Annotated in this window: 23 protein-coding genes; 16 read left to right on the top strand and 7 right to left on the bottom strand. The window is 74.0% G+C overall.

What is annotated here, in order from left to right:
* Nucleotides 1-71: 71 nt before the first annotated feature.
* Nucleotides 72-1361: an HRDC domain-containing protein gene (locus tag ACFFJG_RS06165; RefSeq protein ID WP_378517721.1), complete on the bottom strand. Its 1290-nt coding sequence runs from the start codon at nt 1359-1361 to the stop codon at nt 72-74.
* A gap of 4 nt (nt 1362-1365) precedes the next feature.
* Nucleotides 1366-1986, bottom strand: coding sequence for a DUF3000 domain-containing protein (locus ACFFJG_RS06160; RefSeq protein WP_378517720.1), 621 nt, complete (start codon nt 1984-1986; stop codon nt 1366-1368).
* A 71-nt stretch (nt 1987-2057) separates the two neighbouring features.
* On the opposite strand from ACFFJG_RS06160, the gene hemE reads away from it, so the two are divergent.
* Nucleotides 2058-3113, top strand: a complete 1056-nt coding sequence (gene hemE / locus ACFFJG_RS06155; protein ID WP_378517719.1) for a uroporphyrinogen decarboxylase — start codon at nt 2058-2060, stop codon at nt 3111-3113.
* Nucleotides 3114-3116: 3 nt separating this feature from the next.
* On the opposite strand, the gene ACFFJG_RS06150 is transcribed toward hemE, so the two are convergent.
* Nucleotides 3117-4115 carry a LysR family transcriptional regulator gene (locus ACFFJG_RS06150; RefSeq protein WP_378517718.1) on the bottom strand — a complete coding sequence of 333 codons (999 nt, stop codon included), beginning with the start codon at nt 4113-4115 and terminating at the stop codon, nt 3117-3119.
* 134 nt (nt 4116-4249) lie between these two features.
* Between ACFFJG_RS06150 and ACFFJG_RS06145 the strand changes: the two genes are divergently transcribed.
* From ACFFJG_RS06145 to ACFFJG_RS06115, 7 genes are all read left to right on the top strand, one after another.
* Nucleotides 4250-5614 (top strand): acyl-CoA dehydrogenase family protein, encoded by a 1365-nt coding sequence (locus tag ACFFJG_RS06145; RefSeq protein WP_378517717.1) that lies wholly within the window; start codon nt 4250-4252, stop codon nt 5612-5614.
* Between the two features lie 237 nt (nt 5615-5851).
* Complete coding sequence (gene sfnG, locus ACFFJG_RS06140; RefSeq protein WP_378517716.1) at nt 5852-6967, top strand: dimethylsulfone monooxygenase SfnG; 1116 nt, start codon at nt 5852-5854, stop codon at nt 6965-6967.
* Nucleotides 6964-8184, top strand: a complete 1221-nt coding sequence (locus ACFFJG_RS06135) for an SfnB family sulfur acquisition oxidoreductase (protein ID WP_378517715.1) — start codon at nt 6964-6966, stop codon at nt 8182-8184. Before sfnG ends, ACFFJG_RS06135 begins: the two co-directional genes overlap by 4 nt.
* Before the next feature lie 56 nt (nt 8185-8240).
* A complete protein-coding gene (locus ACFFJG_RS06130; RefSeq protein ID WP_378517714.1) occupies nt 8241-9383 on the top strand; it encodes an LLM class flavin-dependent oxidoreductase in 1143 nt (380 codons plus the stop codon).
* Between the two features lie 8 nt (nt 9384-9391).
* A complete protein-coding gene (locus ACFFJG_RS06125) occupies nt 9392-9901 on the top strand; it encodes an NADPH-dependent FMN reductase (RefSeq protein WP_378517713.1) in 510 nt (169 codons plus the stop codon).
* Nucleotides 9898-10530, top strand: a complete 633-nt coding sequence (locus ACFFJG_RS06120; RefSeq protein WP_378517712.1) for a flavin reductase family protein — start codon at nt 9898-9900, stop codon at nt 10528-10530. The genes ACFFJG_RS06125 and ACFFJG_RS06120 overlap by 4 nt, the downstream gene beginning before the upstream one ends.
* Nucleotides 10527-11867: an MFS transporter gene (locus tag ACFFJG_RS06115; RefSeq protein WP_378517711.1), complete on the top strand. Its 1341-nt coding sequence runs from the start codon at nt 10527-10529 to the stop codon at nt 11865-11867. Before ACFFJG_RS06120 ends, ACFFJG_RS06115 begins: the two co-directional genes overlap by 4 nt.
* A gap of 88 nt (nt 11868-11955) precedes the next feature.
* On the opposite strand, the gene ACFFJG_RS06110 is transcribed toward ACFFJG_RS06115, so the two are convergent.
* Both ACFFJG_RS06110 and ACFFJG_RS06105 read right to left on the bottom strand, forming a co-directional pair.
* Nucleotides 11956-12846, bottom strand: a complete 891-nt coding sequence (locus ACFFJG_RS06110) for a DUF4349 domain-containing protein (RefSeq protein WP_378517710.1) — start codon at nt 12844-12846, stop codon at nt 11956-11958.
* A gap of 98 nt (nt 12847-12944) precedes the next feature.
* On the bottom strand, nt 12945-14141 hold the full coding sequence (locus tag ACFFJG_RS06105; RefSeq protein WP_378517709.1) for an NYN domain-containing protein: 1197 nt from the start codon (nt 14139-14141) through the stop codon (nt 12945-12947).
* A gap of 55 nt (nt 14142-14196) precedes the next feature.
* On the opposite strand from ACFFJG_RS06105, the gene hemG reads away from it, so the two are divergent.
* From hemG to ACFFJG_RS06080, 5 genes are all read left to right on the top strand, one after another.
* Nucleotides 14197-15546, top strand: coding sequence for a protoporphyrinogen oxidase (gene hemG, locus ACFFJG_RS06100; protein WP_378517708.1), 1350 nt, complete (start codon nt 14197-14199; stop codon nt 15544-15546).
* Nucleotides 15547-15550: 4 nt separating this feature from the next.
* Nucleotides 15551-16270 (top strand): hydrogen peroxide-dependent heme synthase, encoded by a 720-nt coding sequence (gene hemQ, locus ACFFJG_RS06095; protein WP_378517707.1) that lies wholly within the window; start codon nt 15551-15553, stop codon nt 16268-16270.
* A gap of 105 nt (nt 16271-16375) precedes the next feature.
* On the top strand, nt 16376-16918 hold the full coding sequence (locus tag ACFFJG_RS06090) for a cysteine dioxygenase (protein WP_378517706.1): 543 nt from the start codon (nt 16376-16378) through the stop codon (nt 16916-16918).
* Nucleotides 16912-17370 (top strand): rhodanese-like domain-containing protein, encoded by a 459-nt coding sequence (locus ACFFJG_RS06085; RefSeq protein ID WP_378517705.1) that lies wholly within the window; start codon nt 16912-16914, stop codon nt 17368-17370. The genes ACFFJG_RS06090 and ACFFJG_RS06085 overlap by 7 nt, the downstream gene beginning before the upstream one ends.
* Before the next feature lie 12 nt (nt 17371-17382).
* Entirely contained in the window at nt 17383-18246 is an 864-nt protein-coding gene (locus ACFFJG_RS06080) for a hypothetical protein (RefSeq protein WP_378517704.1), read from the top strand.
* A 77-nt stretch (nt 18247-18323) separates the two neighbouring features.
* Here ACFFJG_RS06080 and msrB read toward each other — a convergent pair whose 3' ends face one another.
* Nucleotides 18324-18719 carry a peptide-methionine (R)-S-oxide reductase MsrB gene (gene msrB / locus ACFFJG_RS06075; protein ID WP_378517703.1) on the bottom strand — a complete coding sequence of 132 codons (396 nt, stop codon included), beginning with the start codon at nt 18717-18719 and terminating at the stop codon, nt 18324-18326.
* A gap of 59 nt (nt 18720-18778) precedes the next feature.
* Here msrB and curA point away from each other — a divergent pair, with 59 nt between their 5' ends.
* The gene (curA, locus tag ACFFJG_RS06070) at nt 18779-19795 is read left to right on the top strand and encodes an NADPH-dependent curcumin/dihydrocurcumin reductase (protein WP_378517702.1); all 1017 of its coding nucleotides are present in this window, start codon (nt 18779-18781) and stop codon (nt 19793-19795) included.
* Nucleotides 19796-19815: 20 nt separating this feature from the next.
* Nucleotides 19816-20898, top strand: a complete 1083-nt coding sequence (locus tag ACFFJG_RS06065) for a DNA polymerase domain-containing protein (protein ID WP_378517701.1) — start codon at nt 19816-19818, stop codon at nt 20896-20898.
* Nucleotides 20899-21021: 123 nt separating this feature from the next.
* On the opposite strand, the gene ACFFJG_RS06060 is transcribed toward ACFFJG_RS06065, so the two are convergent.
* A complete protein-coding gene (locus ACFFJG_RS06060) occupies nt 21022-23775 on the bottom strand; it encodes a stealth family protein (RefSeq protein WP_378517700.1) in 2754 nt (917 codons plus the stop codon).
* Between the two features lie 88 nt (nt 23776-23863).
* Between ACFFJG_RS06060 and ACFFJG_RS06055 the strand changes: the two genes are divergently transcribed.
* Nucleotides 23864-25000, top strand: coding sequence for a sulfotransferase family protein (locus ACFFJG_RS06055; protein WP_378517699.1), 1137 nt, complete (start codon nt 23864-23866; stop codon nt 24998-25000).
* The last annotated feature ends 240 nt before the right edge of the window (nt 25001-25240 follow it).

Raw genomic sequence — 25240 nt, 5'->3', positions numbered from 1 at the left:
CGGCCCTCGCCCCACCTCGTCAGCCCGCGGGAGACCGCTCCGGCGCGCCCGCACGACGACCGCGGACGCGGTCAGTCCGGGTCGACCTCGGCGCCGAGGATCGCGCCGACGAGCGCGCCGGTGACCAGGGCCGTCTGCCAGGGCCGGGCGCCGTAGGAGGCGAGCTGGGCGCGGACGGCGTCGGCGAGCGCGGCGGGCTCGCGGGTCGCGGGCGGCGACCACATCAGCCGGCGGAGGTAGTCGGGGGTGAGCAGGTTCTCGACCGGGAGGTGGTGGACCTCGGCGAGGTTGAGCATCGACTCGCGGGCGGCCTTGAAGCGGCGGTCGGCGACGGGCTCGCGGTCGGCCCAGGTGCGGGGGTGGGGCGGGCCGTCGCCGCGCGGGGCGCGGGCGGGCAGCTCGTCCTCGTCCATCTCGCGCACCCGCTGGAGGGCGTCGACCCAGGTCGAGGCGTAGCGGCTGGCGCCGCGGCCGTGGAAGCCCTGGGTGGCGAGCAGCGCTCGCCGGTCGGTGGGCATCGCGGTCGCGGCCACCACGATCGCGGAGTCGGGGAGGATCCGGCCCGGGGTGACGTCGCGCTCGGCGGCGATCGCGTCGCGCGCCTCCCACAGCGCCCGCGCGGCGCCGAGGGAACGGCGGCCGCGGAGGCGGTGCACGCCCGACGTACGGCGCCACGCCTCGTGACGCACGGCGGGCTCGAAGCCGAGGAGGTGGTCGAACTCCTCGCGCGCCCACTCCGCCTTGCCGGCCTCCTCGAGCTCGGCAGCCATGTGGTCGCGCAGCTCGATGAGCACCTCGACGTCGAGGGCGGCGTACTCCAGCCACGGCGTGGGCAGCGGGCGGGTGGACCAGTCGGCCGCGGAGTGCTCCTTGCGCATCCGCTGCCCCAGGACGGTCTCGACGAGCGTGGCGAGCCCGACGCGGGGGTAGCCCAGGAGGCGCCCGGCGAGCTCGGTGTCGAAGAGGCTGGTCGGCACCAGGCCGACCTCGCGCAGGCAGGGGAGGTCCTGGGTGGCGGCGTGCAGGATCCACTCCGAGCCCTCGAGGGCCTCCTGCAGCGGCGCCAGCGTGGTCAGCGGGATCGGGTCGACGAGCCAGGTGCCGGCGCCCTCGCGGCGCAGCTGGATGAGGTACGCGCGGTTGGAGTAGCGGTAGCCCGACGCGCGCTCGGCGTCGATGGCCACTGGCCCGCTGGCGGCGGCCAGGGCCGCGCACGCCTCGGCGAGGTGCTCGTCGGTCTCGACGACGTCGGGCAGGCCGTCGCGCAGCTCGAGCAGCGGTGCCGGAGGGGCCTCGACCGCCTCGGCCGTCTCGGGGACGTCGGCGTCGCCGGTGTGGTCGACGGGTTCGGAGGAGGTCATCGGCTCAGCTGCCGCGCTGCCCGCGCCGGCTGGGGATGGCGGTGACGCCCTCGGGCACGGGCGGCAGGCCGACGGCGGTGCACATCAGCTCGCCCCAGGCCTCGACGTGGGCGGTCATGTCGAGGCCGCCGTCCTCGTCGACGTCGGGGGTCCACGACGCGCGGATCTCGACCTGTGCGCTGCGCGGCTCGTCGGCCATCCCGCCGAAGCTCTCGGTCGTCACGCAGGTGACGCTGCCCGACGCGGTGTGCGACGCGGCGCCGTGGGCGTCGAGGGCCTCGGTCAGCCAGGACCAGCCGACCGCGCCGAGCATCGGGTCGCTGCCGAGCTCGGGGTCGATCTCCGCGCGGGCGTAGGCCACGCAGCGGAAGGTGCCGTCCCACGCGTCGTTGCCGGCCGGGTCGTGGAGCAGGATCAGCCGTCCGGTGCCGAGGTCGTCCTCGTCGACGGTCACGTCCGCGCTCAGCGCGGCCGACCACGGAGCGATCCGCTGGGGGGCGGGCATCTCCTCGCAGAAGACCTCCGGGCGCAGCTGAGCCCGTCGCATCGACTCCACAGCCGCGCGGAACTCCGCAGGCCCAGCCCCGGCAGACGTGCTCGGGTGGGTCTCGTGACGGGCCACCATTGCTCCAGACTAGGCCAGCCGGGCGCGATGCCGATGTGCCGCCACGCCGTCTGACCTGCGAGGATTCGGGGGTGACCGACGCCCTCCCCACGCCCCACCCCGGGCTCGCGACGAGCCCCTTCCTCGCGGCCGCGCGCGGCGAGGAGCCGTCCCGCACGCCGGTGTGGTTCATGCGCCAGGCGGGTCGCTCGCTGCCGGAGTACCTCCAGGTGCGCGAGGGCATCGGCATGCTGGAGTCCTGCATGGACGCCGACCTCGTCACCGAGATCACCCTCCAGCCGGTGCGCCGCTACGGCGTCGACGCCGCGATCTTCTTCTCCGACATCGTGCTGCCGCTCAAGGCGGTCGGCGTCGACCTCGACATCAAGCCGGGCGTCGGGCCCGTCGTCGCCTCGCCCGTGCGGACGCTGGCCGACGTCGAGGCGATCCCCGACCTCACCGACGCGCACGTCCCGTTCATCACCCAGGCGGTGCGCCAGCTCGTCGCCGAGCTCGGCGCCACGCCGCTGATCGGCTTCGCCGGTGCGCCGTTCACCGTCGCGTCCTACCTCGTCGAGGGCGGTCCGTCGAAGGAGCACGCGAGGACCAAGGCGATGATGTTCGGCGCCCCCGACGTGTGGGACGCCCTCATGCGCAAGATCGCCGGCATCGCGGCGGCCTACCTCCGCATCCAGGTCGAGGCCGGCGCGTCGGCCGTGCAGCTCTTCGACTCGTGGGCGGGCGCGCTCACCCCGGCCGACTACCGCGCCTCGGTGATGCCGCACTCCGAGCGGGTGCTCGCCGCAGCGGGCGAGCTCGGCGTGCCGCGCATCCACTTCGGCGTCGGCACGAGCAACCTCCTCGGCCTCATGGGCGAGGCCGGCGCCGACGTCGTCGGCGTCGACTGGCGTACGCCGCTGGCGCACGCGATCCCGCTGGTGGGCGACCGCGCGGTGCAGGGCAACCTCGACCCGACGCTCGTCTTCGCGCCCACCGAGGTGATGACCGCGCGGGCCGCCGAGGTGATCGAGGCCGGTCGCGCCGCGAAGGGCCACATCTTCAACCTCGGCCACGGGGTCATCCCCTCGACCGACCCCGGTCAGCTCGCGGCGCTGACCGAGTTCGTGCAGTCCTACCCGCGCGCCTGAGCCTCACCGGGCTCGCGCACGGCTGCCGATCGGCGTGACCGCGGGCAGGTCGCCGCTGGCGGTCGGGGCCACGTCGGGCAGGACCTCGTCGAGCTCCGTGCCGGCGAGGTACGCGCGGGCGCGGCGCACGAGCGCGGCCTGCAGGTCGCGCACCGGCTCGGGGACCCGGTCGGTGCGGCGGCGCAGCATGACCAGGGTGACGGTGGTGTGGTCGGTGCTGATCGGGCGCGTGGTGAGGACCCCGGCGCGCACCAGCGGGTCGGCCGCCATCGAGAAGTCGGGCAGGATCGAGATGCCCAGGCCGGCGGCCACCATCGCCTTGCCCATCTCGGCCCCGTCGGTGGCGTACGTCGTCGCCGGCAGGTCGGCGCCGAAGAGGCGCTGGGCGTAGCGCTGCATGACGTAGCCGGTGCGCATCAGCACGTGCGGCTCGGCGCGCAGCTCCTCGACCGTGACCTCGTCGCGTGAGGTGAGAGGGTGGTCGGCGCGCAGGCAGGCCACCGGGGTGCCCTCGATGAGGCGGTCGGCGACGAGCATCGGGTCGACCTCGTCGCCCGGCAGGAGGTTGACCAGCCCGAGGTCGAGGACGCCCTCGGCGAGGCCCTGCTGGATGTCGGCCTGGCGGCTGCTGACCACCTCGACACCACCCGAGCCGTGCCGCGCGTGCAGGTCGCGCAGGGCGGGTGCCAGCAGGCTGGAGGAGGCGGTGCTGACCGTGCCGATGCGCAGGTCGCGGCGGCGGGCGGACTGCTGGCCGGCGGCCTCGCGCAGCCGGTCGACGGCCTCGAGCACCTCCGCCATGAACTCCTGCAGGTCGAGCCCGCGCCGGCTGATCCGCGAGCCGGTGCGGCGGCGGTCGAGGAGCGTCGTGCCGAGCTCCTTCTCGAGCTTGGTCACCGCCTCGCTCAGCGCGGGCTGGGAGATGTGCATGGCCTCGCTCGCCCGTCGCAGCGACCCGTGCTCGGTCACCGCGGCGAGGTACTCCAGCTGTTCGATCCGCACTGTGCTGCTCCTGCTCTTGCCTGCGCCCGGGAGGGGCGGGTGGTCGGGAAAACCTGTCGCCGGGCTTTTGGGATCCGGGGCCGCGGCTACCTAAAGTCTATTAAATCACTATACAAACCGGAAGGACCCGATCCATGACCACCCTGCGTGTCCGGCCCACCGACAGCCGGACCGACCGTCCCTCCGCGGACCCGTCCGCCCGCCGAGCTCCCCACCGCCCCGCGGGCGCGACGCGTGACATCGAGGCCCTGCTCGCCGAGTGGGCCCCCGTCCTCGCCGCGATCGGCGAGGGCGCCCTCCAGCGCGAGGTCGACGGCGTGCTGCCGACCGAGGCCGTCGCGCTGCTCAAGCGCGAGGGCTTCGGCGCCCTGCGCGTGCCCGCCTCCCACGGGGGCGGGGGCCTCGACCTGGTCGCGATGGCAGGGCTCTGGATCGAGCTGGCTGCGGTCGACGCCAACCTCCCGCAGGCCTTCCGCGGTCACTTCGCGCTCGTCGAGGACCGGCTGTGGCACCACGCCCGCACCAGCGACCAGCGGGTCTGGTTCGACCGGTTCGTGCGCGGCGAGATGGTCGGCAACGCCTGGTCGGAGGTCGGCTCCGACATCGACCTCCCGCGCACCGTGCTGCGTCGCCGCGCCGACGGGTCCTGGCGCCTCGACGGCACGAAGTACTACACGACCGGCTCGATCTACGCCGAGTGGGCCGACGTGCACGCCCGCATCGTGGAGCCCGGCCACCCCGACGAGGTCGAGGAGGCGACCGCGATCGCGATGGTCGACCTGCGCGACCCGGGCGCGCGGGTCAGCGACGACTGGAACGGCTTCGGGCAGAAGGGCACCGGCAGCGGCACGGCGACCTTCGACGACATCGCGGTCCCGGCCGACCACGTGCTCCCCTTCGAGGAGCGCTTCCCCTACCAGACCGCGTTCTACCAGCTCAACCTGCTCGCCACCCTGACCGGCATCGCCAAGGCCGCGCTCGCCGACGTCGTCGAGGCGGTGCAGAAGCGCACCCGCAACTTCTCGCACGCCAACGCACCCCGCGTGCGCGACGACGCCCAGGTGCTGGCGCGCGTCGGCGAGATCGCCGCGTCGGTCTACGCCGCCGAGGCCGCCACGCTGCGGGTCGCCGCCAGCATCCAGGCCGTCGCCGACGCGGCGCTGTCGGACGCCGACGAGATCGCCCGGCTGGTGGAGGTCAGCGAGATCGAGTCCTCGACCGCGCAGGTCGTCGTCTCCGAGCTCGTGCTGCGCGCGACCTCCGACATCTTCGACGCGCTCGGCGCCTCGGCCACGGCGCGGCCCTTGGCGCTCGACCGCCACTGGCGCAACGCCCGCACCGTCGCCTCGCACAACCCGCGCATCCTCAAGGCCCGGGTCGTCGGCGCCCACGCCGTCAACGGCACCCCGCCGCCGTACGCCTGGTCCATCGGCGGCACCCGCCGCCGCCAGGACTGGGCCGAGGGCACGCCGCCGCCCGCGGGCGCCACGGCCGGCTGAGCGGCCCCCGAGGACCGACCGGTCACGCACCGGCTCCGCAGGAGGGGGTGGAGGGCAGTGGTCGCCCGCGACCTGCCACCGGGGGGTGACAGGTGCGGGCGGCAGGCACTGCCTTCCACCCCCTCGACATCCCCGCGCGACCACGTGGCGGGACCCGGGGTCCGCCCCTGCTAGGTTTGTCTACAAGATCGATAGAGATTAGACGCGAAGCCCGCACGTCCCTCCCGAGGAGCAGTCATGAGCACGTCCCCCTCCGCCGCCCGCGAGCCGCTCCAGTTCGCCTACTGGGTGCCCAACGTCTCGGGCGGCCTGGTCATCTCCGACATCGAGCAGCGCACCAGCTGGGACTACGACTACAACAAGCGCCTCGCGCAGACCGCGGAGCAAAGCGGCTTCGACTACGCCCTCACCCAGGTGCGCTACACCGCGTCCTACGGCGCGGCCTACCAGCACGAGGCCACCTCGCTGAGCCTCGCGCTGCTGCTCGCCACCGAGCGGCTCAAGGTCATGTCGGCCGTGCACCCCTACATGTGGCACCCGGGCGTGCTCGCGAAGTTCATCGCGACCGCCGACCACCTCAGCAACGGCCGCGCGGCGATCAACGTCGTGTCCGGCTGGTTCAAGGACGAGGCCACCAGCATGGGGGTGCGGTGGCTCGAGCACGGCGAGCGCTACCGCATGGCCGAGGAGTTCATCGCCTACATGCGCGCGATGTGGACCGACGACCACGCGTCCTTCCGCGGCGACTTCTTCCAGCTCACCGACTTCGACCTCAAGCCGAAGCCGCTCGACCTGCCCGGTCGCCCCACCCCGGAGATCTTCATGGGCGGCAACTCCACCGCCGCGCAAGGCGTCGCGGGCCGCCAGGCCGACTGGTACTTCGCCAACGGCAACACCCCCGACGGGATCAGCGAGCAGATCGCCGGCGTGGCCGCCTCTGCCACCGCTGCCGGGCGCACCGTGAAGGTCGGCGTCAACGGCTTCATGGTCGCCCGCGACACCGAGGCCGAGGCGCACGACACCCTCGAGGAGATCATCGCCAAGGCCAACCCCGAGGCGGTCAAGGGCTTCGGCGACGCGGTCAAGCAGGCGGGCCAGTCCACCGGCGACCGCAAGGGCATGTGGCAGGACTCCGACTTCCGCGACCTCGTGCAGTACAACGACGGCTTCCGCACCGGCCTGGTCGGCACGCCCGAGCAGGTCGCCGAGCGGATGATCGAGTTCAAGCGCCGCGGCGTCGACCTGTTCCTCCTCGGGTTCCTGCACTTCCAGGAGGAGGTCGAGCACTTCGGCCGCGAGGTGCTGCCGATCGTGCGCGAGCTCGAGGCCGCCGAGCGCGAGGACGCCGCATGAGCATCCTCACCGACCACACGACCGTGCCGGTCCTGTCGGCCGAGCGCGCCGTCGAGGTAGCGACCGAGATCGCCGCCGAGCTCGCCGCCACGTCGGCCGAGCGTGACCGCGATCGCATCCTGCCGGCGCGCGAGCTCGCGCGGCTGTCGGCCTCCGGGCTGCTGGCCGTCACGGTGCCCAAGGAGGACGGCGGCGCCGAGCTGTCCGTCGAGGCGCTCGTCGAGGTGTTCCGGATCCTCGCCACGGGCGACCCGAGCGTGGCCCAGGTGCCGCACAGCCACTTCGTCTACGTCAACGCGATGCGGCACCAGGGCACCCTGGAGCAGCAGCGCTACTTCTTCGGCGAGGTGCTCGCCGGCAAGCGCTTCGGCAACGCCCAGTCCGAGGTCGGCACCCGCCACGTCCGCGACATCCGCACCGCGCTCACCCCGGTCGGCAACGGGCGGTGGCTGCTCAACGGCACCAAGGGCTACAGCACCGGCGCGCTGTTCGCCGACTGGATCCCGGTGCTCGCGCACCTCGACACGCTGGCAGCGCCCGGCACCGGTCCGCTCCACGTCGCGTGGGTACGACGCGACGCGCCGGGCGTGACGGTCACCGACGACTGGGCCGGGATGGGCCAGCGCACCACCGCCAGCGGCACGGTCGACCTGGTCGACGTCGAGGTTGACGACGCCCGGATCACGCCCTACCACCTCACCTTCGAGGGCCCGCAGACCTACGGCGCGTTCGCCCAGGTGCTGCACGCCGCCCTCGACGTCGGCATCGCCCGCGCCGCGCTGCGCGAGGGCGCCGACTTCGTCCGCACCAGCGCCCGCCCCTACCCCGACGCCGGGGTGGAGCGCGCCGCCGACGACCCGCTGGTGGTGCAGGCGCTGGGCCGGATGGAGGTCGACGTACGGGCCAGCGAGGCGCTGCTGCGCGAGGCCGGCCGCGCCGTCGACCGGGCCGACGCCCACCTGACCGCGGAGTCCGCGGCCGAGGCGAGCCTCGCGGTCGCCGCCGTCCGGGCGCACTCCGCGCAGGTCGCCGTCGACGTCGCCAGCCGGATCTTCGAGGTCTGCGGCACCCGCTCGGTCCTCGACCGGCTCAACCTCAACCGCCACTGGCGCAACGCCCGCACCCACACCCTGCACGACCCGGCCGCCTGGAAGGTCCAGCACCTCGGCCGCTTCGTCGTCGACGGCACCCCGCCGCCGAACCACGGTCAGCTCTGAGGTCGCGGGCCCGCTCCGCTCGCACCTCCTCCACCGATCGAAAGGTCTCACCCGAGATGAAGTTCCACTGGTTCCTGCCCACCAACGGCGGCGACGGCCGCCACGTCGTCAGCGGCGGCCACGGCGTCGAGCACGGCACCGCCGGCCGCCCGGCGAGCGTGCCGTACCTCGGCCAGGTCGCGCGCAGCGCCGAGCAGCTCGGCTTCGAGGCCGCGCTCACCCCGACCGGCGCGTGGTGCGAGGACGCGTGGCTGACCACCGCCATGCTCGCGCCCCTGTCCGAGCGGCTGAAGTTCCTCGTCGCCTTCCGCCCCGGCATGACCTCCCCGACGCTCGCCGCCCAGATGGCCGCGACGTTCCAGAACCTCAGCGGCGGCCGGCTCCTGCTCAACGTCGTCACGGGTGGTGAGTCCCACGAGCAGCGCGCCTACGGCGACTTCCTCGACAAGGACGCCCGCTACGAGCGCTGCGGCGAGTTCCTCACGATCGTGCGCCGGCTGTGGACCGGCGAGGAGGTCACCTTCGCCGGCAAGCACCTGCGCGTGGAGAACGCGAAGCTCCAGCACCTGCCCGACCCGGTCCCGGGGATCTACTTCGGCGGGTCCTCGCCCGCCGCCGGCGAGGTCGCGGCCGAGCACGCCGACGTCTACCTCACCTGGGGCGAGCCGCCGGCCGCCGTGGCGAAGAAGATCGCCTGGATCCGCGAGCTCGCCGAGAAGCGCGGGCGCGAGCTGACCTACGGCATCCGCCTGCACACCATCACCCGCGACACCTCCGAGGAGGCCTGGGCCGAGGCCGACCGCCTGCTCTCCGGGATCTCCGACGAGGACATCAAGCGGGTCCAGGAGGGCCTCAAGCGCTCGGAGTCGGTCGGCCAGCAGAACATGCTCGCCCTCAACGGCGGCAGCCGCGACGGCCTCGAGATCCACCCCAACCTCTGGGCCGGCGTCGGCCTGGTCCGCGGCGGCGCCGGCACCGCGCTGGTCGGCAGCCACGAGGAGGTCGCCGACCTCGTCGAGCAGTACGCCGCGGTGGGCATCGAGGAGTTCGTCCTCTCGGCCTACCCCCACCTCGAGGGCGCGTACCACTTCGGCGAGGGCGTGCTGCCGATCCTCGAGAAGCGCGGCCTGTGGACCAACCCGGCCCCGGTCACCGCGCAGGCCTCGGTGCCCTTCGGCGCGCAGCGGGCCGCGTCGTGAGCGGCCCCATGCCCCGCGTCGCCGTCGTCGTCGGCAACCCCAAGCCGCGCTCGCGCACCTACGAGGCCGCGCTGTCCGTGGCCGAGCGCCTCGGGGGAGCCGACGTGGTCGTCGACCTCGCCGACCACGCGTCCGAGCTGTTCGACTGGTCGTCGCAGACCGTCGCCGACCTCGTCGCGCAGGTCGCGTCCAGCCGGGTGGTCGTCGTCGCGAGCCCCACCTACAAGGCCACCTACACCGGCCTGCTCAAGGCGTTCCTCGACCGGTTCCCGCACCAGGGGCTGGCCGGCGTGAGCGCCGTGCCGCTGATGCTCGGCGCTTCACCCGCACACGCGCTGGCCCCCGAGCACGGGCTGCGCCAGGTGCTGGTCGAGCTCGGCGCGTCCGTCCCGACGCGTGGGCTCTACGTCCTTGACGCCGAGCACGCCGACCCCGCGCCGTACGACGCCTGGTTCGCCGCGGCGGCCCCGTTCCTGCCCGCTCTCCCGACCCAGCCCCACGAGGTGGTCCCCGCATGAGCCCCCAGCCCACTCCCTCCCGCCCGCTCGACCAGCGCACCCTGCGCGACGCGTTCGGCGCCTTCCCCTCCGGCGTGGTCGCCGTCGCGGCCTCGGTCAAGGGCCAGCTCACCGGCATCGCCGCGTCGTCGTTCACCTCGGTGAGCATCGACCCGCCGCTGGTGTCGTTCTCGATCGCCACGACCAGCTCGACGTGGCCGCTGCTGCGCGAGGCCGAGCACCTCGGCATCAGCGTGCTCGCCGACCACCACGACGTGGTCTGCCGCCAGCTCGCCGGCCCGCGCGAGGAACGCTTCACCGGCCTGCCGTTCAAGGTCACCGGCAACGGCGCGGTCCTGCTCGACGAGGCCGTCGCCACCTACGACTGCTCCGTGCACGAGGAGGTCGTCGCCGGCGACCACGTCATCGTGCTGCTCCACGTGCACGAGGTCGGTGCCGGCGACGGCGAGCACCCGCTCGTCTTCCACCGCTCCGCGTTCGCCAAGCTGCACCGCGACGACCTCGACCCCTCGCAGCTCGACGGTCGGATCAACGGTGCCGAGGTCGACCGTGGCGCCACGTCCACCGCGCCCACCGCGTCCGCCGCCTCGGAGGACGAGGCCGCCAAGCACGCCGAGGACGCCGCATGAGCGCCGGTGCGCGCGTCGCCCAGGCGCCGCCGACGCCCCGCCGGGTCGCGCTCGCCTCCGCGGTCGGCGCGACCATCGAGTGGTACGACTTCTTCCTCTACGGCACCGCCGCCGCCGTCGTCTTCGACAAGCTCTACTTCAACGGCCTCGACGGCCCCGCCGCGCAGTTCGCCGCGTTCGCGACCTTCGCGGTCGGGTTCCTCGCCCGGCCCGTCGGCGGGATCATCTTCGGCCACTTCGGTGACCGGATCGGCCGCAAGCAGATGCTGCTGCTGACCCTGGTCATCATGGGCGTCGGCACGGCCTTCATCGGCCTGCTGCCGACCTACGACCAGATCGGCGTCTGGGCGCCGGTCGCGCTGGTCGTGCTGCGGGTGCTCCAGGGCATCGGCGTCGGCGGCGAGTACGGCGGCGCCGTGCTGCTCGCCGTGGAGTACGCCCCGGCCCGGCGCCGCGGCTTCTACGGCAGCTTCGCCCACATCGGTGTGCCGGGCGGTCTCGTGCTCGCCGCCGGCGCGTTCTCGATCGCCGGCCTGCTCCCCGACGAGGCGTTCCTCGCCTGGGGCTGGCGCGCCTGCTTCCTGCTCAGCATCGTGCTGCTCGGCATCGGCGCCTACATCCGGCTCTCGGTCATGGAGACGCCGGCCTTCGCGAAGGTCCAGGAGCGCAAGGAGATCTCGCGGGTGCCGCTGCGCGACCTGCTCGCCGAGCAGCCGCGTCCGCTCCTGCTCGGCATGGGCACGCGGTTCATCGAGGGCTTCACGTTCAACCTCTTCTCGGTCTACCTGCTGGCCTACGTCGCCACCAACCTGGACCTGCCGCGCAGCTGGGCGCTCGACGCGATCCTGGTCGGCGCCGCCCTGGGTGTGGTCCTGGTGCCGGTCGCCGGTGCGCTGTCGGACAAGGTGGGTCGCAAGCCGGTCTACCGCGTGGGCGCGTGGATCGGGCTGCTGTTCGCGTTCCCGGCGGCGTACCTCGTGCAGACGGGGGACCGGTGGGCGATCTCGCTGGTCTTCGTGGTCGGCCTCGGGGTCGTCTACGGCACGGTCTACGGGCCGCTCGCCGCGTTCTGGTCCGAGCTGTTCGACACCCGCTACCGCTACACGGCGCTCAGCACGCTCTACCAGGTCTCCGGCATCCTCGCCTCCGGCTTGACCCCGCTGATCGCCGCCTGGCTGGTCACCCGCGGCGACGGCACCCTGTGGTGGGTCGCGGGCTACAACGTCGCGGTCGCCGCGATCTCGCTGGTCTGCGCGCACTTCCTGCCCGAGACCCGCGGCGCCGACCTCGACCGCGAGGAGGTCGTCGAGCCGGAGCGCGAGCGCGTCCCGGCCTGACCTCACGCAGACGCGCGGACCCCACGTCCGCCGGACCGGTCGTCCCACGCCCACGCCTCCGGGCGTGGGGCGACTCCGGTCCGCGCGTCTACGCCGGTCGGCGCCGGCGCCGCACCACGAGCCAGACCGGTGCGCCGAGCAGCGCCAGCACCACCGCGAACGGCAGCAGCGCGCCGAGCGCGGTCAGCACCCCCACCGTCGCCGCGCCGAGCGCGTCGAGGCCGCCCCGCAGGCCGGCCACGAAACCGGCCGGACGCTCGTCGCGCGGCTCCGCGCTCGCCGCGGTGGAGATGTCGACGGTGATGGTCGAAAGCGACGTCTGGTCACGCAGCCATGCCTGCTGCGACTTCAGCGAGTCGAGGTCGGCCTGCCGGCGGGTGAGCTGCGACTCGATGGCGATCACGTCCTGCAGGTCCTCCGCGTCCGCGAGGAGCAGCTCGACGCGGCGCAGGCTCGCCTCCTGCGCGCGGACCCGGGCGCCGGTGTCGAGCACCTCGGTCGTGACGTCGTCCGAGCCGCTCGTCGACGAGCGGAGCGTCGCCACGTCCTCGAGGGCGGCCATCGTCGGGGCGAACGCCGCGGCCGGCACCCGCACCACCAGGCGGGCGTAGGACGCCGTGCCGTCCTCGTCGGTCTCGGTCTGCTCCTCGGCGACCTGGCCGCCCTGGGCGTCGACCACCCGCTGCACGTCCCGGCGGGCCGAGCCGACGTCGGTGCTGGTGAGCGAGACGGCGCCCGTCGAGACGACCGCCCGCTGCAGCGCGGGGGTGGCCGCGGCCGCCTTCGCGCCGCCGGCGTCCGAGGGTGCGCTCGCCGCGTCGGCGCCAGCGGCGCCCATCTCGCGCGACGTCCCGGCGCTGTCGCTCGCGCCACCGTCGGCGTCGTCCGAGGCACCGGTCGAGCAGGCGGCCAGCGCGGCCGTCATGGAGAGCGCGGCCACGAGGCCGGCAGCACGTCTGCGGGTGGGGAGCGTCGTCATGCCCGTCGGACGGGCACACCCGGCGGCGGGGTTCCGGCCGTGACGCGATCGTGACGTGCCGCGCGGACGAGCCGTGTGGACGAGCCGCGCTCGGCGGGTCAGCTGGTGGGCGTCGCTCCGGTGCGCGTGACGGGTCGGCCCGACCGCGTGCGGCTCGTCACCCGCACGACCGGGGTGGGGTCCGGCTGCGGCTCGGGCTCGGGCGCCGCCTGCGCGGCGGGTGCCTTCTTCGCCGCCGTGCGCGGGGCTCGCTTGCGGGCCGGCGCCTCGGCGGCAGGGGCCTGCTCGGGGACGGCGCTCGCGGGCGTCTCCGCCGTCTCCTTCGCCGTCTCCTTCGGCGGCTGCGTCTTCTTCGCTCCCGCCTTCTTCGCTCCGGCCTTCGTGGCCTCTGCCTTCTTCACCGGCGCCTTCCGGGCGGCGGCCTTCTTCGCGGGCGCCGGAGCCACCGCCTGCTCGGCCGCCTGGTCGGCCGGCTTCCCCGCGGTCTTCTCAGCGCCCTTCTCGGCCGACTTCTCGGCCGACTTCTCGCCGCCCTTCCCGGCCGCCCTCCGCCCGGCGGGCGCGCCCTTGAGGCGCACGCGCAGCGCGTTGCCCGAGCCGGAGGTCTCGAGGTAGGCCAGGTCCGACACGAGGGTGCTCAGCCGCCCGCCAGGGCCGGCGAAGGTGCGGGGGTCGAACGACGGGTGCGTGCGCACGAGCTGGTTGCCCAGCGTCGGCAGGCTGGCCCAGCCGTCGTCGTCGGAGACCGCGTTGAGCGCGCGGGTCAGGGCGCTCTGCAGGTTGATCGAGGGGGCGACCGCGTCGTGCGCGTCCTCGGCGCTGACGTGCTCGTCGTCGCCCTCGTCGTCCGCGTCGGCGAGCACGTCGAGGTCGATGAACTTGTCGCAGGCGTTGCGCAGCGAGACCGGCGCCTTCTGCGTGCCGAGGACGTAGACCGCCTTGCCCGACTCGCGCAGCCGGTGGGTCAGCGCGGTGAAGTCGCTGTCGCTGGTGACGAGCGCGAACGACTCGACGTTGTCGTCGTAGAGCAGGTCCATCGCGTCGATCACCAGGGCCATGTCGGTGGAGTTCTTGCCCTTGGTGAACGCGTTCTGGTGCACCGCGCGCAGGCCCAGGCTGTTGAGCTTGGGCGCCCAGTTGCTCAGCCGGTCGTTGGTCCAGTCGCCGTAGACGCGCTTGATGGTGGGGTTGCCGTACTTCGCGACCTCGCCGAGCACCACCTGGAGCTGGCGGTGGCTGGCGTTGTCGGCATCGATCAGCACGGCGATGCGGTCGGGGCTCTGGTTGCTGTCCACGCTGGCAGCCTAGAGCGCGTGCGGGCGTCGGCGGACCGTCTGGCAGGGTGGTGGCGTGGAGCGTGACGTGGTCGTCGTCGGTGGCGGTGTGGCCGGCCTGGTCGCCGCGCGCGACCTCGCGGCCACCGGTCGCGACGTGCTGCTCCTCGAGTCCTCGCCCGAGCTGGGCGGCAAGCTCCGCGGCCGCGAGGTCGCCGGGCAGGTGGTCGACGTCGGGGCCGAGGCGATGATCGCCCGCCGCCCCGAGGGCCTCGCCCTGGCCGACGACCTCGGGATCGACCTCGTGCACCCCACCCCGGCGACCTCGGGGGTCTTCTCGCGCGGCGAGGTCCGCACGCTCCCGCGCTCGCTCATGGGCGTCCCGTTCGACCTCGAGCAGCTCGCCGCCAGCCGCGTGCTCAGCCGGGAGGGACTGGCCCGGGTGGCGGAGGAGAGCGACGCCGCCTTCGACGACGACGTGTCGGTGGGCGACCTGGTCGCCGCCCGCCTCGGCGACGAGGTCGTCGACCGGCTCGTCGAGCCGCTGCTCGGCGGCGTCTACGCCGGTCACGCCCGCCGGATCTCGGCGGCGGCCGCGGTGCCACAGCTGCTCGCGATGGCGCGCCGCGGCAGCCTGCTCGAGCAGGCCGCGGCGATCCCCGCCGCCAGCGGTCCGGTCTTCGCGACCCTCCCCGGCGGGATGGGGCGGCTGCCGGCCCTGCTGGTCGGCACCGGTGGCTTCGAGACCCGCACGTCGGCGACCGTGCGCGCGCTGCGGCGTACGCCCACCGGCTGGGCGCTCACCGTCGGCCCGACCACGGCTGCCGAGACGGTCGAGGCCGGCGTCGTCGTCCTCGCCACCCCGGCCGCTCCGACCGCCCGGCTGCTCGCCGAGGTCGCCCCCGAGGCCGCTTCGGTGCTGGCGGGCGTCGAGGCGGCCAGCGTCGCCGTGGTCACGCTGGCCTTCCGCGCCAGCGACGTCCCCGAGGCGCTCTTCGACCGCTCCGGCGTGCTGGTGCCGCCGGTGGAGCGGCGCACCATCAAGGCCACCACCTTCTCCTTCGGCAAGTGGGCGTGGGTGCGCGAGCTCGACCCCGACCTGGTCTTCCTGCGCACCTCCCTCGGCCGCCACCGCGAGGAGTCGGTCCTGCAGGCCGACGACGAGGCGCTGGTCCGGGTCTCGCTGGCCGACCTCGCGGCGATCGCGGGCCTCCACGCCTCGCCGGTCGACACCCACGTGCAGCGCTGGGGCGGCGCGCTGCCGCAGTACGCCGTCGGGCACATCGCCCGGGTCGCCCGCGTGCGCGCCGCCGTCGAGGCCCACCCCGGCCTCGCGGTCTGCGGCGCGAGCTACGACGGCGTCGGCATCCCGGCGGTGATCGGCTCGGCCCGGCGCGCTGTGGCCTCGGTCACCCGGGCAGAATGAACCCATGAGCACCGAGTCGCCTGCAGAGAAGACCAACGCCGCTCGCACCCGCGAGCTCAACGACACCATCCGCTACACGATGTGGTCGGTCTTCAGGCTGCGCGACGTGCTCGGCGACGCCGACCGCGACGCCGAGGCCACCGACCTCGAGGCCCTCCTCGAGGTGCTCGCCGAGCAGGACGTGAAGGTCCGCGGCCTCTACGACGTCTCCGGCCTGCGCGCCGACGCCGACCTCATGGTCTGGTGGCACGCCGCCGACTCCGAGCAGCTCCAGGCGGCCTACAACGCCCTGCGGCGCACCGACTTCGGTCGCCGCCTCGAGCCGGTCTGGTCGCAGATGGCGCTGCACCGTCCCGCCGAGTTCAACAAGTCGCACATCCCGGCGTTCCTCGCCGACGAGGAGCCGCGCGCCCACGTGTGCGTGTACCCGTTCGTGCGCTCCTACGAGTGGTACCTCCTCGAGGACGCCGAGCGCCGCGCGATGCTCGCCGAGCACGGCCAGATGGCCCGCGGGTACGCCGACGTGCGCGCCAACACCGTCGCGTCGTTCGCGCTCGGCGACTACGAGTGGATGCTGGCCTTCGAGGCCGACGAGCTGCACCGCATCGTCGACCTCATGCGCGACCTGCGGGCCTCGACCGCGCGCCGCCACGTGCGCGAGGAGGTGCCGTTCTACACCGGCTCCCGCGTGACGCCCGCCGAGCTCCTGGCCCGCCTGCCCTGACCTCCGCCCCGGCGCGACACGACCGCGTGGTCGTTCGCGCCCTCGGGCGCCGTCACAATGTAGAGTAACTCACTCAACATTGTTCAAACAGGCCAGGAGGTCATCGTGCCCGCCACCTTCCCCACCTCGTACCCCGCTCCGGTCGCCACCCGACCCCGTCCTCGTCTCCGCGGCGTCGCCCCGTCGCCCGCGATCGGGCGTGACGGCACCTCGTCGCGCACGGCACGCGCCGCGCTCGCCCACCACCTCGGCCACGCCGACCCCCTCGCCGGCGTCGACCGCACCGTCCCCGAGCGCACCTGGGAGCGGGTGGGCACGGCGGACGGCGCCGAGCTGTGGCTGATCACCTGGCCTCCCGACAGCGGCACCGGCTGGCACGACCACGGCTCCGCGAGCGGCGCCTTCGTGGTGCTCGAGGGGGCGCTCACCGAGCACGTGTGGACCGGGGTCGCGACGGCCACCACCCTGCCGCCCCACCTCGTGCGCGAGTTCGGCAGCAGCCACGTGCACGACGTGGTCAACACCGGCACCGGCACGGCCGTGTCCCTCCACGCCTACGCCCCGTCGCTGGCGGCGATGACGCGCTACGAGGTCGTCCGTGGCCGGCTCCAGGTGACCAGCGTCGAGCAGCGGGGGGAGCTGTGGTGATCGCGACCGGCACGGCCGTGACCGGCCCGCGCTTCGCCGGGGTCGACGCCCTGCTCGCCGACGCCCGCTCGCGCCTGGACCGCGTCGACGTGGAGACCGCCTACCGCGAGGCGCTCCACGGCGCCCTCCTGGTCGACATCCGCCCGGCCGCCCAGCGCGCGGCCGAGGGCGAGGTGCACCCTGCCGTCGGCGTCCTGGTCATCGAGCGCAACGTCCTCGAGTGGCGCCTGGACCCCCGCTCCGACGCGCGCCTGCCGCAGGCGTCGTACGACGCGCGCGTGCTGGTCCTGTGCCAGGAGGGCTACACCTCGAGCCTGGCCGCCGACGCGCTGCGCAGCCTGGGCGTGGACGCGACCGACGTCGTCGGCGGGTTCGCCGCGTGGCGCGCCGCGCACCTGCCGGTCGCCTGCCCGGCCGGCAGCGACCTGCCGGAACCGGTCCGGGGTGCCTGACGTCCCAAGGGCATGAGGACACCCCTGCTGACCCTCGCCCTGACCGCCACGCTGGCGCTGTCCGCCTGCTCCACCGAGCAGGACATGCGTGCGGTCGACCCGGCCGCGGGCGAGGCGTCCGGCTCCGAGACGCTGGGTCCGGACCCCTCGCAGGCGCCTGCTCCCGTGCCCGACGGCGCGGTGCGCACGCCGGGCCTCGTCACGGTGATCGATGGCGGCCAGGGTCCCGAGATGTGCCTGGGCGCGGTCGCCGAGTCGGCCCCGCCGCAGTGCAGTGGGCCGGCGCTCGCGGACTTCGACTGGGGCCAGGTCGGCGCGCAGGAGGCCGCCGGGGTCCGGTGGGGCTCCTACGCGTTGACCGGCACGTGGGACGGCACCACCTTCACCGTCACCGACGCCATCCCGGCAGCGCTCTACGACGCCGCCGCGGCACCCGAGGTCGGCGGCCTGAAGCCGGCCTGCGAGGGCGCCGTGGCGACGGACCCGTCCCGGGCCACGCCGGAGGACATGGACGCCACGCTCGCCGCCGCCTCCGCGCTGCCGACCTACGCCACCGCGTGGCTGAGCGGCCAGACGATCAGCGTCGCCGTGACCGGTGACGCCGAGGCGGCCGAGGCGGCCGAGGCCGAGCTCCGCACGACGTGGGGCGGCCTGCTCTGCGTCACGACCGTCCAGCGGACCGACGCCGACCTCAACGCCGTCAACCAGGAGCTCCAGGCCGCCCTCAGCGACCGGCTCCTGACCAGCGGGTCGACCGCCCCCGACTCGCTGGACGCCGAGGTGGTCTACGACGACGGGTCGATCCAGGACTGGGCCGACACGACGTGGGGTGACGGGCTGGTGCGGGTCACCTCCGCCCTGCTGCCCGCCTCCTGAGCGCCTGACACTTGAAATCTAGGGACGAAATGGGGGGCGGATCGCCCGATCCACCCACCATTTCGTCCCTAGCTAGCTCACTTCTCGTTGAGCGTGATGCTGATCGAGTTGATGCAGTAGCGGTCGCCGGTGGGGGTGCCGAAGCCGTCGGGGAAGACGTGGCCGAGGTGGGACCCGCAGGTCGCGCAGCGCACCTCGACGCGCTTCATGCCGTGGGAGTCGTCCTCGATGTACTCCACGGTGTCGGTCATCGGCTGGTAGAAGCTCGGCCAGCCGCAGCCGGAGTGGAACTTGGTGTCGCTGGTGAACAGCTCCGAGCCGCAGGCCTTGCACGAGTACGTGCCCTCGGTCTCGGTGTCGGTGTACTCGCCGGTGAAGGCGCGCTCGGTGCCGGCCTGGCGGAGCACGGCGTACTCCTCGGGGCTGAGCTGCTCGCGCCACTCCTCGTCGGTCTTCTGAACGTCGTAGGCCATGGCCCCAGAGTAGTCGGCCGGTGGCTGCCGGGACGCGGGCGGCTGGCACTCTGGGAGGCATGGAAAGCACCCAGCTCCGACTCGCCCGGCGTCCCGAGGGCGAGCCCGACGACACGACGTTCAGCACGACGACCGAGACCCTGCCCGAGCTGCAGGACGGCCAGGTGGCGCTCGCCATCCGCTACCTCTCCCTCGACCCCTACATGCGGGGTCGGCTGAGCACCGCGAAGTCCTACGCCGCGCCCGTCGAGATCGGTGACGTGATGGTCGGCGGCACCGTCGGCGAGGTCGTGGAGTCGCGCTTCGACGGCCTCGAGCCGGGCGACTTCGTGCTGTCCTACTCGGGCTGGCAGAGCGCCGCCGTCGTCGACGGCAGCCAGGTCCGCAGGCTCGACCCGTCGGTCGCGCCCGTGACGACCGCGCTCGGGGTGCTCGGCATGCCCGGGTTCACGGCGTACGCCGGCCTGCTCGAGATCGGGAAGCCCCAGGAGGGCGAGACGGTCGTCGTCGCCGCGGCCACCGGCCCGGTCGGCAGCGCCGTCGGCCAGATCGCGAACCTCAAGGGTGCCCGCTCCGTCGGCATCGCCGGCGGGCCCGACAAGGTCCGCGCGCTCACCGAGGAGTTCGGCTTCGATGCCGCCCTCGACCACCGCAGCCCCGACTTCCGCGACCAGCTCGCCGAGGCGACCCCCGACGGCATCGACGTCTACTTCGAGAACGTCGGCGGCGCGGTGTTCGACGCCGTGCGGCGCCGCCTCAACACCTACGCCCGGATCCCCGTGTGCGGCCTCGTCGCCAGCTACAACGCAGTCGGCCAGCCCGAGGGCCCCGACCGGATGCCGGGCCTGATGGGCCAGGTGCTCTCGCAGAGCCTCACCGTGCGCGGCTTCATCCAGAGCGAGTTCCAGAAGTCCCACGGGCGCGACTTCGTGCGCGACATGGGCCAGTGGGTCGCCGACGGCAGGGTGCGCTACCGCGAGGACGTCGTCGACGGGCTCGAGAACGCGCCCGCCGCCTTCGCCGGGATGCTGCGCGGGGAGAACTTCGGCAAGCTCGTCGTCCGCGTCGGCGGCTGACACCCGGCTAGGGTTCCGGAATGGCGAAGACGTCGGAGGCGTACGTCCGGGCGGGGGAGCGCGAGGTCAGGATCTCGTCCCCCGACCGGGTCATCTACGAGGCGACGGAGACGACGCCGGCAGTGACGAAGCTGATGGTGGCCGAGTACGTCACCAGCGTCGAGGAGGGCCTGATGCGCGCGCTGCGCGACCGGCCGACGGCGCTGGAGCGCTGGACGTCGGGGGTGCGGCCCGGGATGAGGCTGGCCACCGGCCCGCAGGACCGCAACGCCGACGCGTTCTACCAGAAGCGCGTGCCGAAGGGCGCTCCCGACTACCTCGAGTCGGTGCAGATCACCTTCCCGTCCGGACGGACCGCCGAGGAGATCTGCCCGACCGAGATCGCGGTGCCGGTGTGGTGCGCGCAGATGGGCACCCTGACCTTCCACCCCTGGCCGGTGCGCCGCGACGACGTCGACCACCCCGACGAGCTCCGGATCGACCTCGACCCGCAGCCGGGCACCACCTTCGCCGACGCCGTACGCGTGGCCGGCGTCGCGCGCGAGCTGCTCGCCGACCTCGGCATGATCGGGTTCGCCAAGACCTCGGGCAACCGCGGCATCCACGTCTACGTCCGCATCGAGCCGCGCTGGGACTTCGCCGAGGTGCGGCACGCCGCGATCGCCTTCGGTCGCGAGCTCGAGAAGCGCGACGACGGGGTGACCACCGCGTGGTGGAAGGAGGAGCGCGGCGAGCGGATCTTCGTCGACTACAACCAGAACACCCGCGACCGCACCATCGCCTCGGCGTACTCCCTGCGCCCGCTCCCCGGTGCGCCGGTCTCGACGCCCCTGGCGTGGGACGACCTCGCCGGCCTCAGCGACCCCCACCAGCTCAACCTGTTCTCAGTGCCCTCGCGGCTCGCCGTCGACGGCGACCCCTGGGCGACGATCGACGACGTCCACCACTCCCTCCAGCCGCTGCTGGACCTGTGGGAGGAGCACCCCGTCGAGCTCAACTACCCGCCCGACCACCCCAAGATGCCCGGCGAGCCGCCGCGCGTGCAGCCCTCGAAGAAGGTCGAGTCGCACTGGGACGCCGAGGGCAACCGGATCGCCGACTGACCGGCGGCTCGTCCCGTCCTCGGTGGTTGAGGTGCGAGCGGAGCGAGCCTCGAAACCACTCCGCGGGAACGAGGTCTCGAGGCTCGTCGCTGGCGCTCCTCGCACCTCGACCAGCGAGGGATGTCACCGCTCCCACGGCGCCGCGACGGGGTAGTACTCGCGCAGGAAGTCCATCAGCAGGCGGTCGGCGCGCTCGGCGTCGAAGGCCGACACGTGGTTGTCCGCGACGCAGAAGAAGTCGCGGTCGCGCCTGAGCATCGAGCGCAGCTGGACCGGCAGCTGCTGGTGGCCGAGGTCGACGTAGCCGTGGTGGGCACCGGCGCGGAACGCCTGCCCGGTGACGAGCCCGTAGGACTGCGCGAACGACGACAGCAGCGACAGGTCGCCCGCGGAGCGGAACGGCGCGTGGGCCGTGGCGTCCACCTCGGCCGGGAAGCGCGCGGCGATCTCCTCGAGCGTCGTACGCCGCTGGGGGTGCGGGCTGTGCATCATCGTCTGGGTGATCGCCACGCCGAAGGCGTCCTCCAGCACGCGGCGGTTGTTCTGCGCCGCCGAGAGGTAGGGGCGGTCGTCGGTGCCGGGGAGGCCGATGGCGCGGTGGTCGGCGACGAAGGCGGCGTACTGCCCGCCCGGGGTGAAGAAGTGCTCCTTGCGGCGCGGCCGGCCGAGGAAGACGTCGTCGTTGACGTAGACGAAGTGGTCGGCGAGGTCGGGCACGCGGTGCAGCGCGGTCTCGATGGCGTGCGAGCTGAAGGTCGGCAGCGCGGACTCCGGGAGGATGTCGCGGTGGTCGACGACCCGCACCCGGTCCTGGCGCCGGTCGAGCCAGTCGGGCACCTGGCCCGCGGTGACGAGGTGGATCCGGCGCACCCAGGGCGCGAAGAGGTGGATGCTGCGCATCGAGTAGCGCAGCTCGTCGCGGCTGCGGAAGCGGGCGGCCCCGCTGGCGCGCGGGTCGGGCGTGCCGCCGAGGCCGCGGATCCGCTCGTCGCGCGCGGCCAGCCAGTCCTCGTCGTCGCCGTCGACCCAGGTGTAGACGACGTCGACCTCGAAGCGGCAGTCGTCGACGGTGGGCAGCGCCATCGTCGCGAGGGTCGGCACCTCGACGCCGTCGACGACGAGGGTGGTGCGGGTGGCCCCGGCGGGCACGCGGTCGCCGTAGCGGTTCAGGTCGGGGGCGAGGAGGTCGCCCTCGGGCGTCTCCTCCCACAGCTGCACCGCCACCTCGACGCCCTCGCCCAGCAGGCCGTCGTGGCCTCCACGCATCGGCCACGGCTCGAGGAAGAGGGTGGCGGTGCGGGTGCGGGCGAGCTCGGCCGTCATCGCGGCGACCGTCCCGCGGCGCTCGGGCCACCCGCGCTCGGCGGGGTCGCGCACCGACAGCCAGTCGGGGACGTCGGCCGCCGCGAGCGCGGCCAGGAACGCCTCGCGGCGCGACGACGGCACCACGACCACCGGGTGCGGGTCGAGGCCGCGCGCGGGCACGACGAACCACCCGTCGCCGGTCGAGGCCGCGGCGGAGGTCAGCACCCGCAGGGTCGCCGTACGCGCCTCGGCGGGGGTGAGGCCGCGCGCGGAGGTGGTCTCCGGCAGGTCGCCCAGCGGGCCGGGTCGCAGGCCGTGGAGGACGCGGCGCGGGGCGAGCGGGTCGTGGCGGCGCTCGACCGCGGTGCGGAAGGTCTCGACCCAGCGTCGAGCCAGCACGTGGCCGTCCCACCGGGCCGAGCGCTCGAGAGCGGCGGCGCCGAGCCGGGCGCGGAGCTCGTCGTCGGTGGCCACGCGCAGCATCGCGGCGGCGAGCGCCGCCTTGGAGGCAGGCGGGACCAGCAGCCCGTCGACGTCGTGGGTGATGATCTCGCGCGGCCCCGACGGGCAGTCGTACGAGATCGCGGGCACGCCGGCCGACATCGCCTCCTGGAGGACGAGCGGGTAGCCCTCGCCGCGCGAGGCGAGGACGGCGATGCTGGCGCGCGCCCACTCGGCGGCCAGGTCGTCGGTCGAGCCGGGGAGCTCGACGCGGTCCTCGAGGCCGAGCTTGCGCACCTGCGCGCGGAGGTTGTCCGCGCGCGGGCCGTCGCCCCAGATGCGCAGCGTCCAGCCGGGGACCTCGTCGCGGATGCGCCAGAAGGCGTCGACGACGTGCTCGAACTGCTTCTCCGGCGCGAGCCGGCCGGCGGTCACGAACGTGCGCTGGTCGAGCGGCGAGCGGGCCTGGGCGTGGGAGGGCAGCGGGTTGGGGATGACCTGGAGCTCCGGTGCGGCACCGCCGAGCCGGCCGGCGAGCCAGCGCGACATCGACTCGGTCAGCGACACCACGACGTCGGCGCGCGGGGCGAACTGGAGCAGCGCGCCGAGGTCGTTGACCCGGCTGGAGGAGGCGCGGTGCTCCTGGTGGACGAGCGCGACTCCCTCGGGCGCGAGCTGGGCCACCGCGGCCAGCAGCTCGGGCGTGGTGGTGACGAGGACGTCGGCGTCGATCGCGCCGAGCGCCTCGCGCATCGTGGCGTCGGTGAGGCCGCTGAAGAGCGCGTCCCAGCTGCGCGGCACGATCACCGACTCGCGCTCGGCGAGCTCAGCGGGGTGGCTGCCGGTCACGGCGACCGGGCGCTCGCCGCGCACGTCGACGAGGTAGGTCACCTCGAGGCCGTCGGCGAGGCGGTAGTGGGTCGAGGCGCCGCTGCGGGTGACGCTGAGGATCCGGACGCGGTGGCCCTCGCCGAGGCCCAGCAGGGCGTTCGCCTGCTCGATGCCCGAGCGCGCGGTGCCGCCCATGCCGTCGGCGTTGAAGAGGACGAACACGATGTCGAGCGGGCCGTCGCGGCGGGCCCTGCGCATCGCCGAGCGCACCTTGCCCCCCAGCCGGTCGGTCAGTGCCACGGTGTCCTCAGTCCTGTCCTCGAGCCTCGCTCGCCGAGCCGGTCGGCACGATCCTAGGGCCCGGCGCCCGGCCGATAGGGTGGCCCGCATGCCGACGACCCCCACCCCGCTCGTCCTCGTGTCCGGGTCCGGCCGCAGCGGCACCAGCTCGCTCGCCGGCACCCTGAAGCGGCTCGGGCTGCACGTGCCGCAGCCGGAGGTGGAGGCGTCGGAGACCAACCCGCGCGGGTTCTACGAGCCGCAGTGGGTCATCGACTTCCACAAGCGCCACCTGCGCGAGCTGGCGCTGTTCAACATCGACAGCCGCCCGGCCGCGGTCGGCCTCGTGCGCGACTACCTCGCCTCGGGCGAGCCCACCGCCGAGCTGCGGCAGTGGCTGGCCGGCCAGGTCGCGGCGCCGGAGCGCGGCGACGCGCAGATCGTCGTCAAGGACCCGCACGCCTTCTGGTTCGCCTCCGCGTGGGAGTCCGCGAGCGCCGACCTCGACGTCGACCTGCGGTGGCTCACCGCGCTGCGCCACCCGGCCGAGGTGGTCGGCTCGCGCGACATCGCGTACCTCTCCAGCCAGTCCGACGAGCTGCGCCTGACCAAGGAGACGTCCAACGTCGCCGGCTGGGTGCACGCCGCCCTGCTCACCGAGCAGGCCGGACGAGGCGGCCGACGTGCCTTCGTGCGCTACGTCGACCTGCTCGCCGACTGGCGCGCGGCGCTGGCGCCGGTGCAGCAGCAGCTCGACCTCGAGCTCAACACCGACCTCTCGTCGCACGAGCACCACCCGGTCGACGACTTCGTCGAGCCGTCCATGCGCAAGTCGCAGCTGACCTGGGACGACGTCGCCACGCCCGCGTGGCTCGAGGACGTCGCGGAGGAGGTGTGGCAGCTGCTCGGCACCCTCACCACCAGCCCCCACGACGAGGCGACCACCGCGCGGCTCGACGAGATCCACGCCGACTACGACGCCCGCTACGCCGACGCCGTCGCCCTCACCTTCGACCACACCAAGGCCGAGTCCACCCTCGCCGCGCGCGAGGCCCGCGACGCCCAGCGCGCCACCGTCCAGCAGCTGCGCCGCGACCTCGAGCAGGCCCGCCGCTCCGCGGTGCCCGCCGGGGCCGGAGACGGTGCCCGTGACGGGGGCCGTGACGGGGGCGGAGACGCGGTCGGCGGCCGCGAGGCCGCCGCGATCCTGCGCCGCGCCGTCGTACGCCGCCTCACCCGCCGCTGACCTGACGCGTCTGCACGCCCCGGACCCGCCGACCTGACGCGTCTGCACGCCCCGGACCCGCCCACTTGACGCGTCTGCACGCCCCGAACCCGCCGGCCCGACGCGTCTGTGCGTCCCAGACCCGCCGACCTGACGCGTCCGCACGCCACAGACCCGCCCACTTGACGCAATTGTTCGTTCAGATGCGTCAGCTCGGCACCCGTCCTGCGTGCAGATGCGTCAGCTCGGCACCCGTCCTGC

Source organism: Nocardioides zeicaulis (genome assembly GCF_042432345.1).
In the GTDB taxonomy this organism is placed as follows: domain Bacteria; phylum Actinomycetota; class Actinomycetes; order Propionibacteriales; family Nocardioidaceae; genus Nocardioides; species Nocardioides zeicaulis.
The sequence above is the reverse complement of the archived record's forward strand: the minus strand, read 5'-3'. Positions and strand labels throughout refer to the sequence as shown.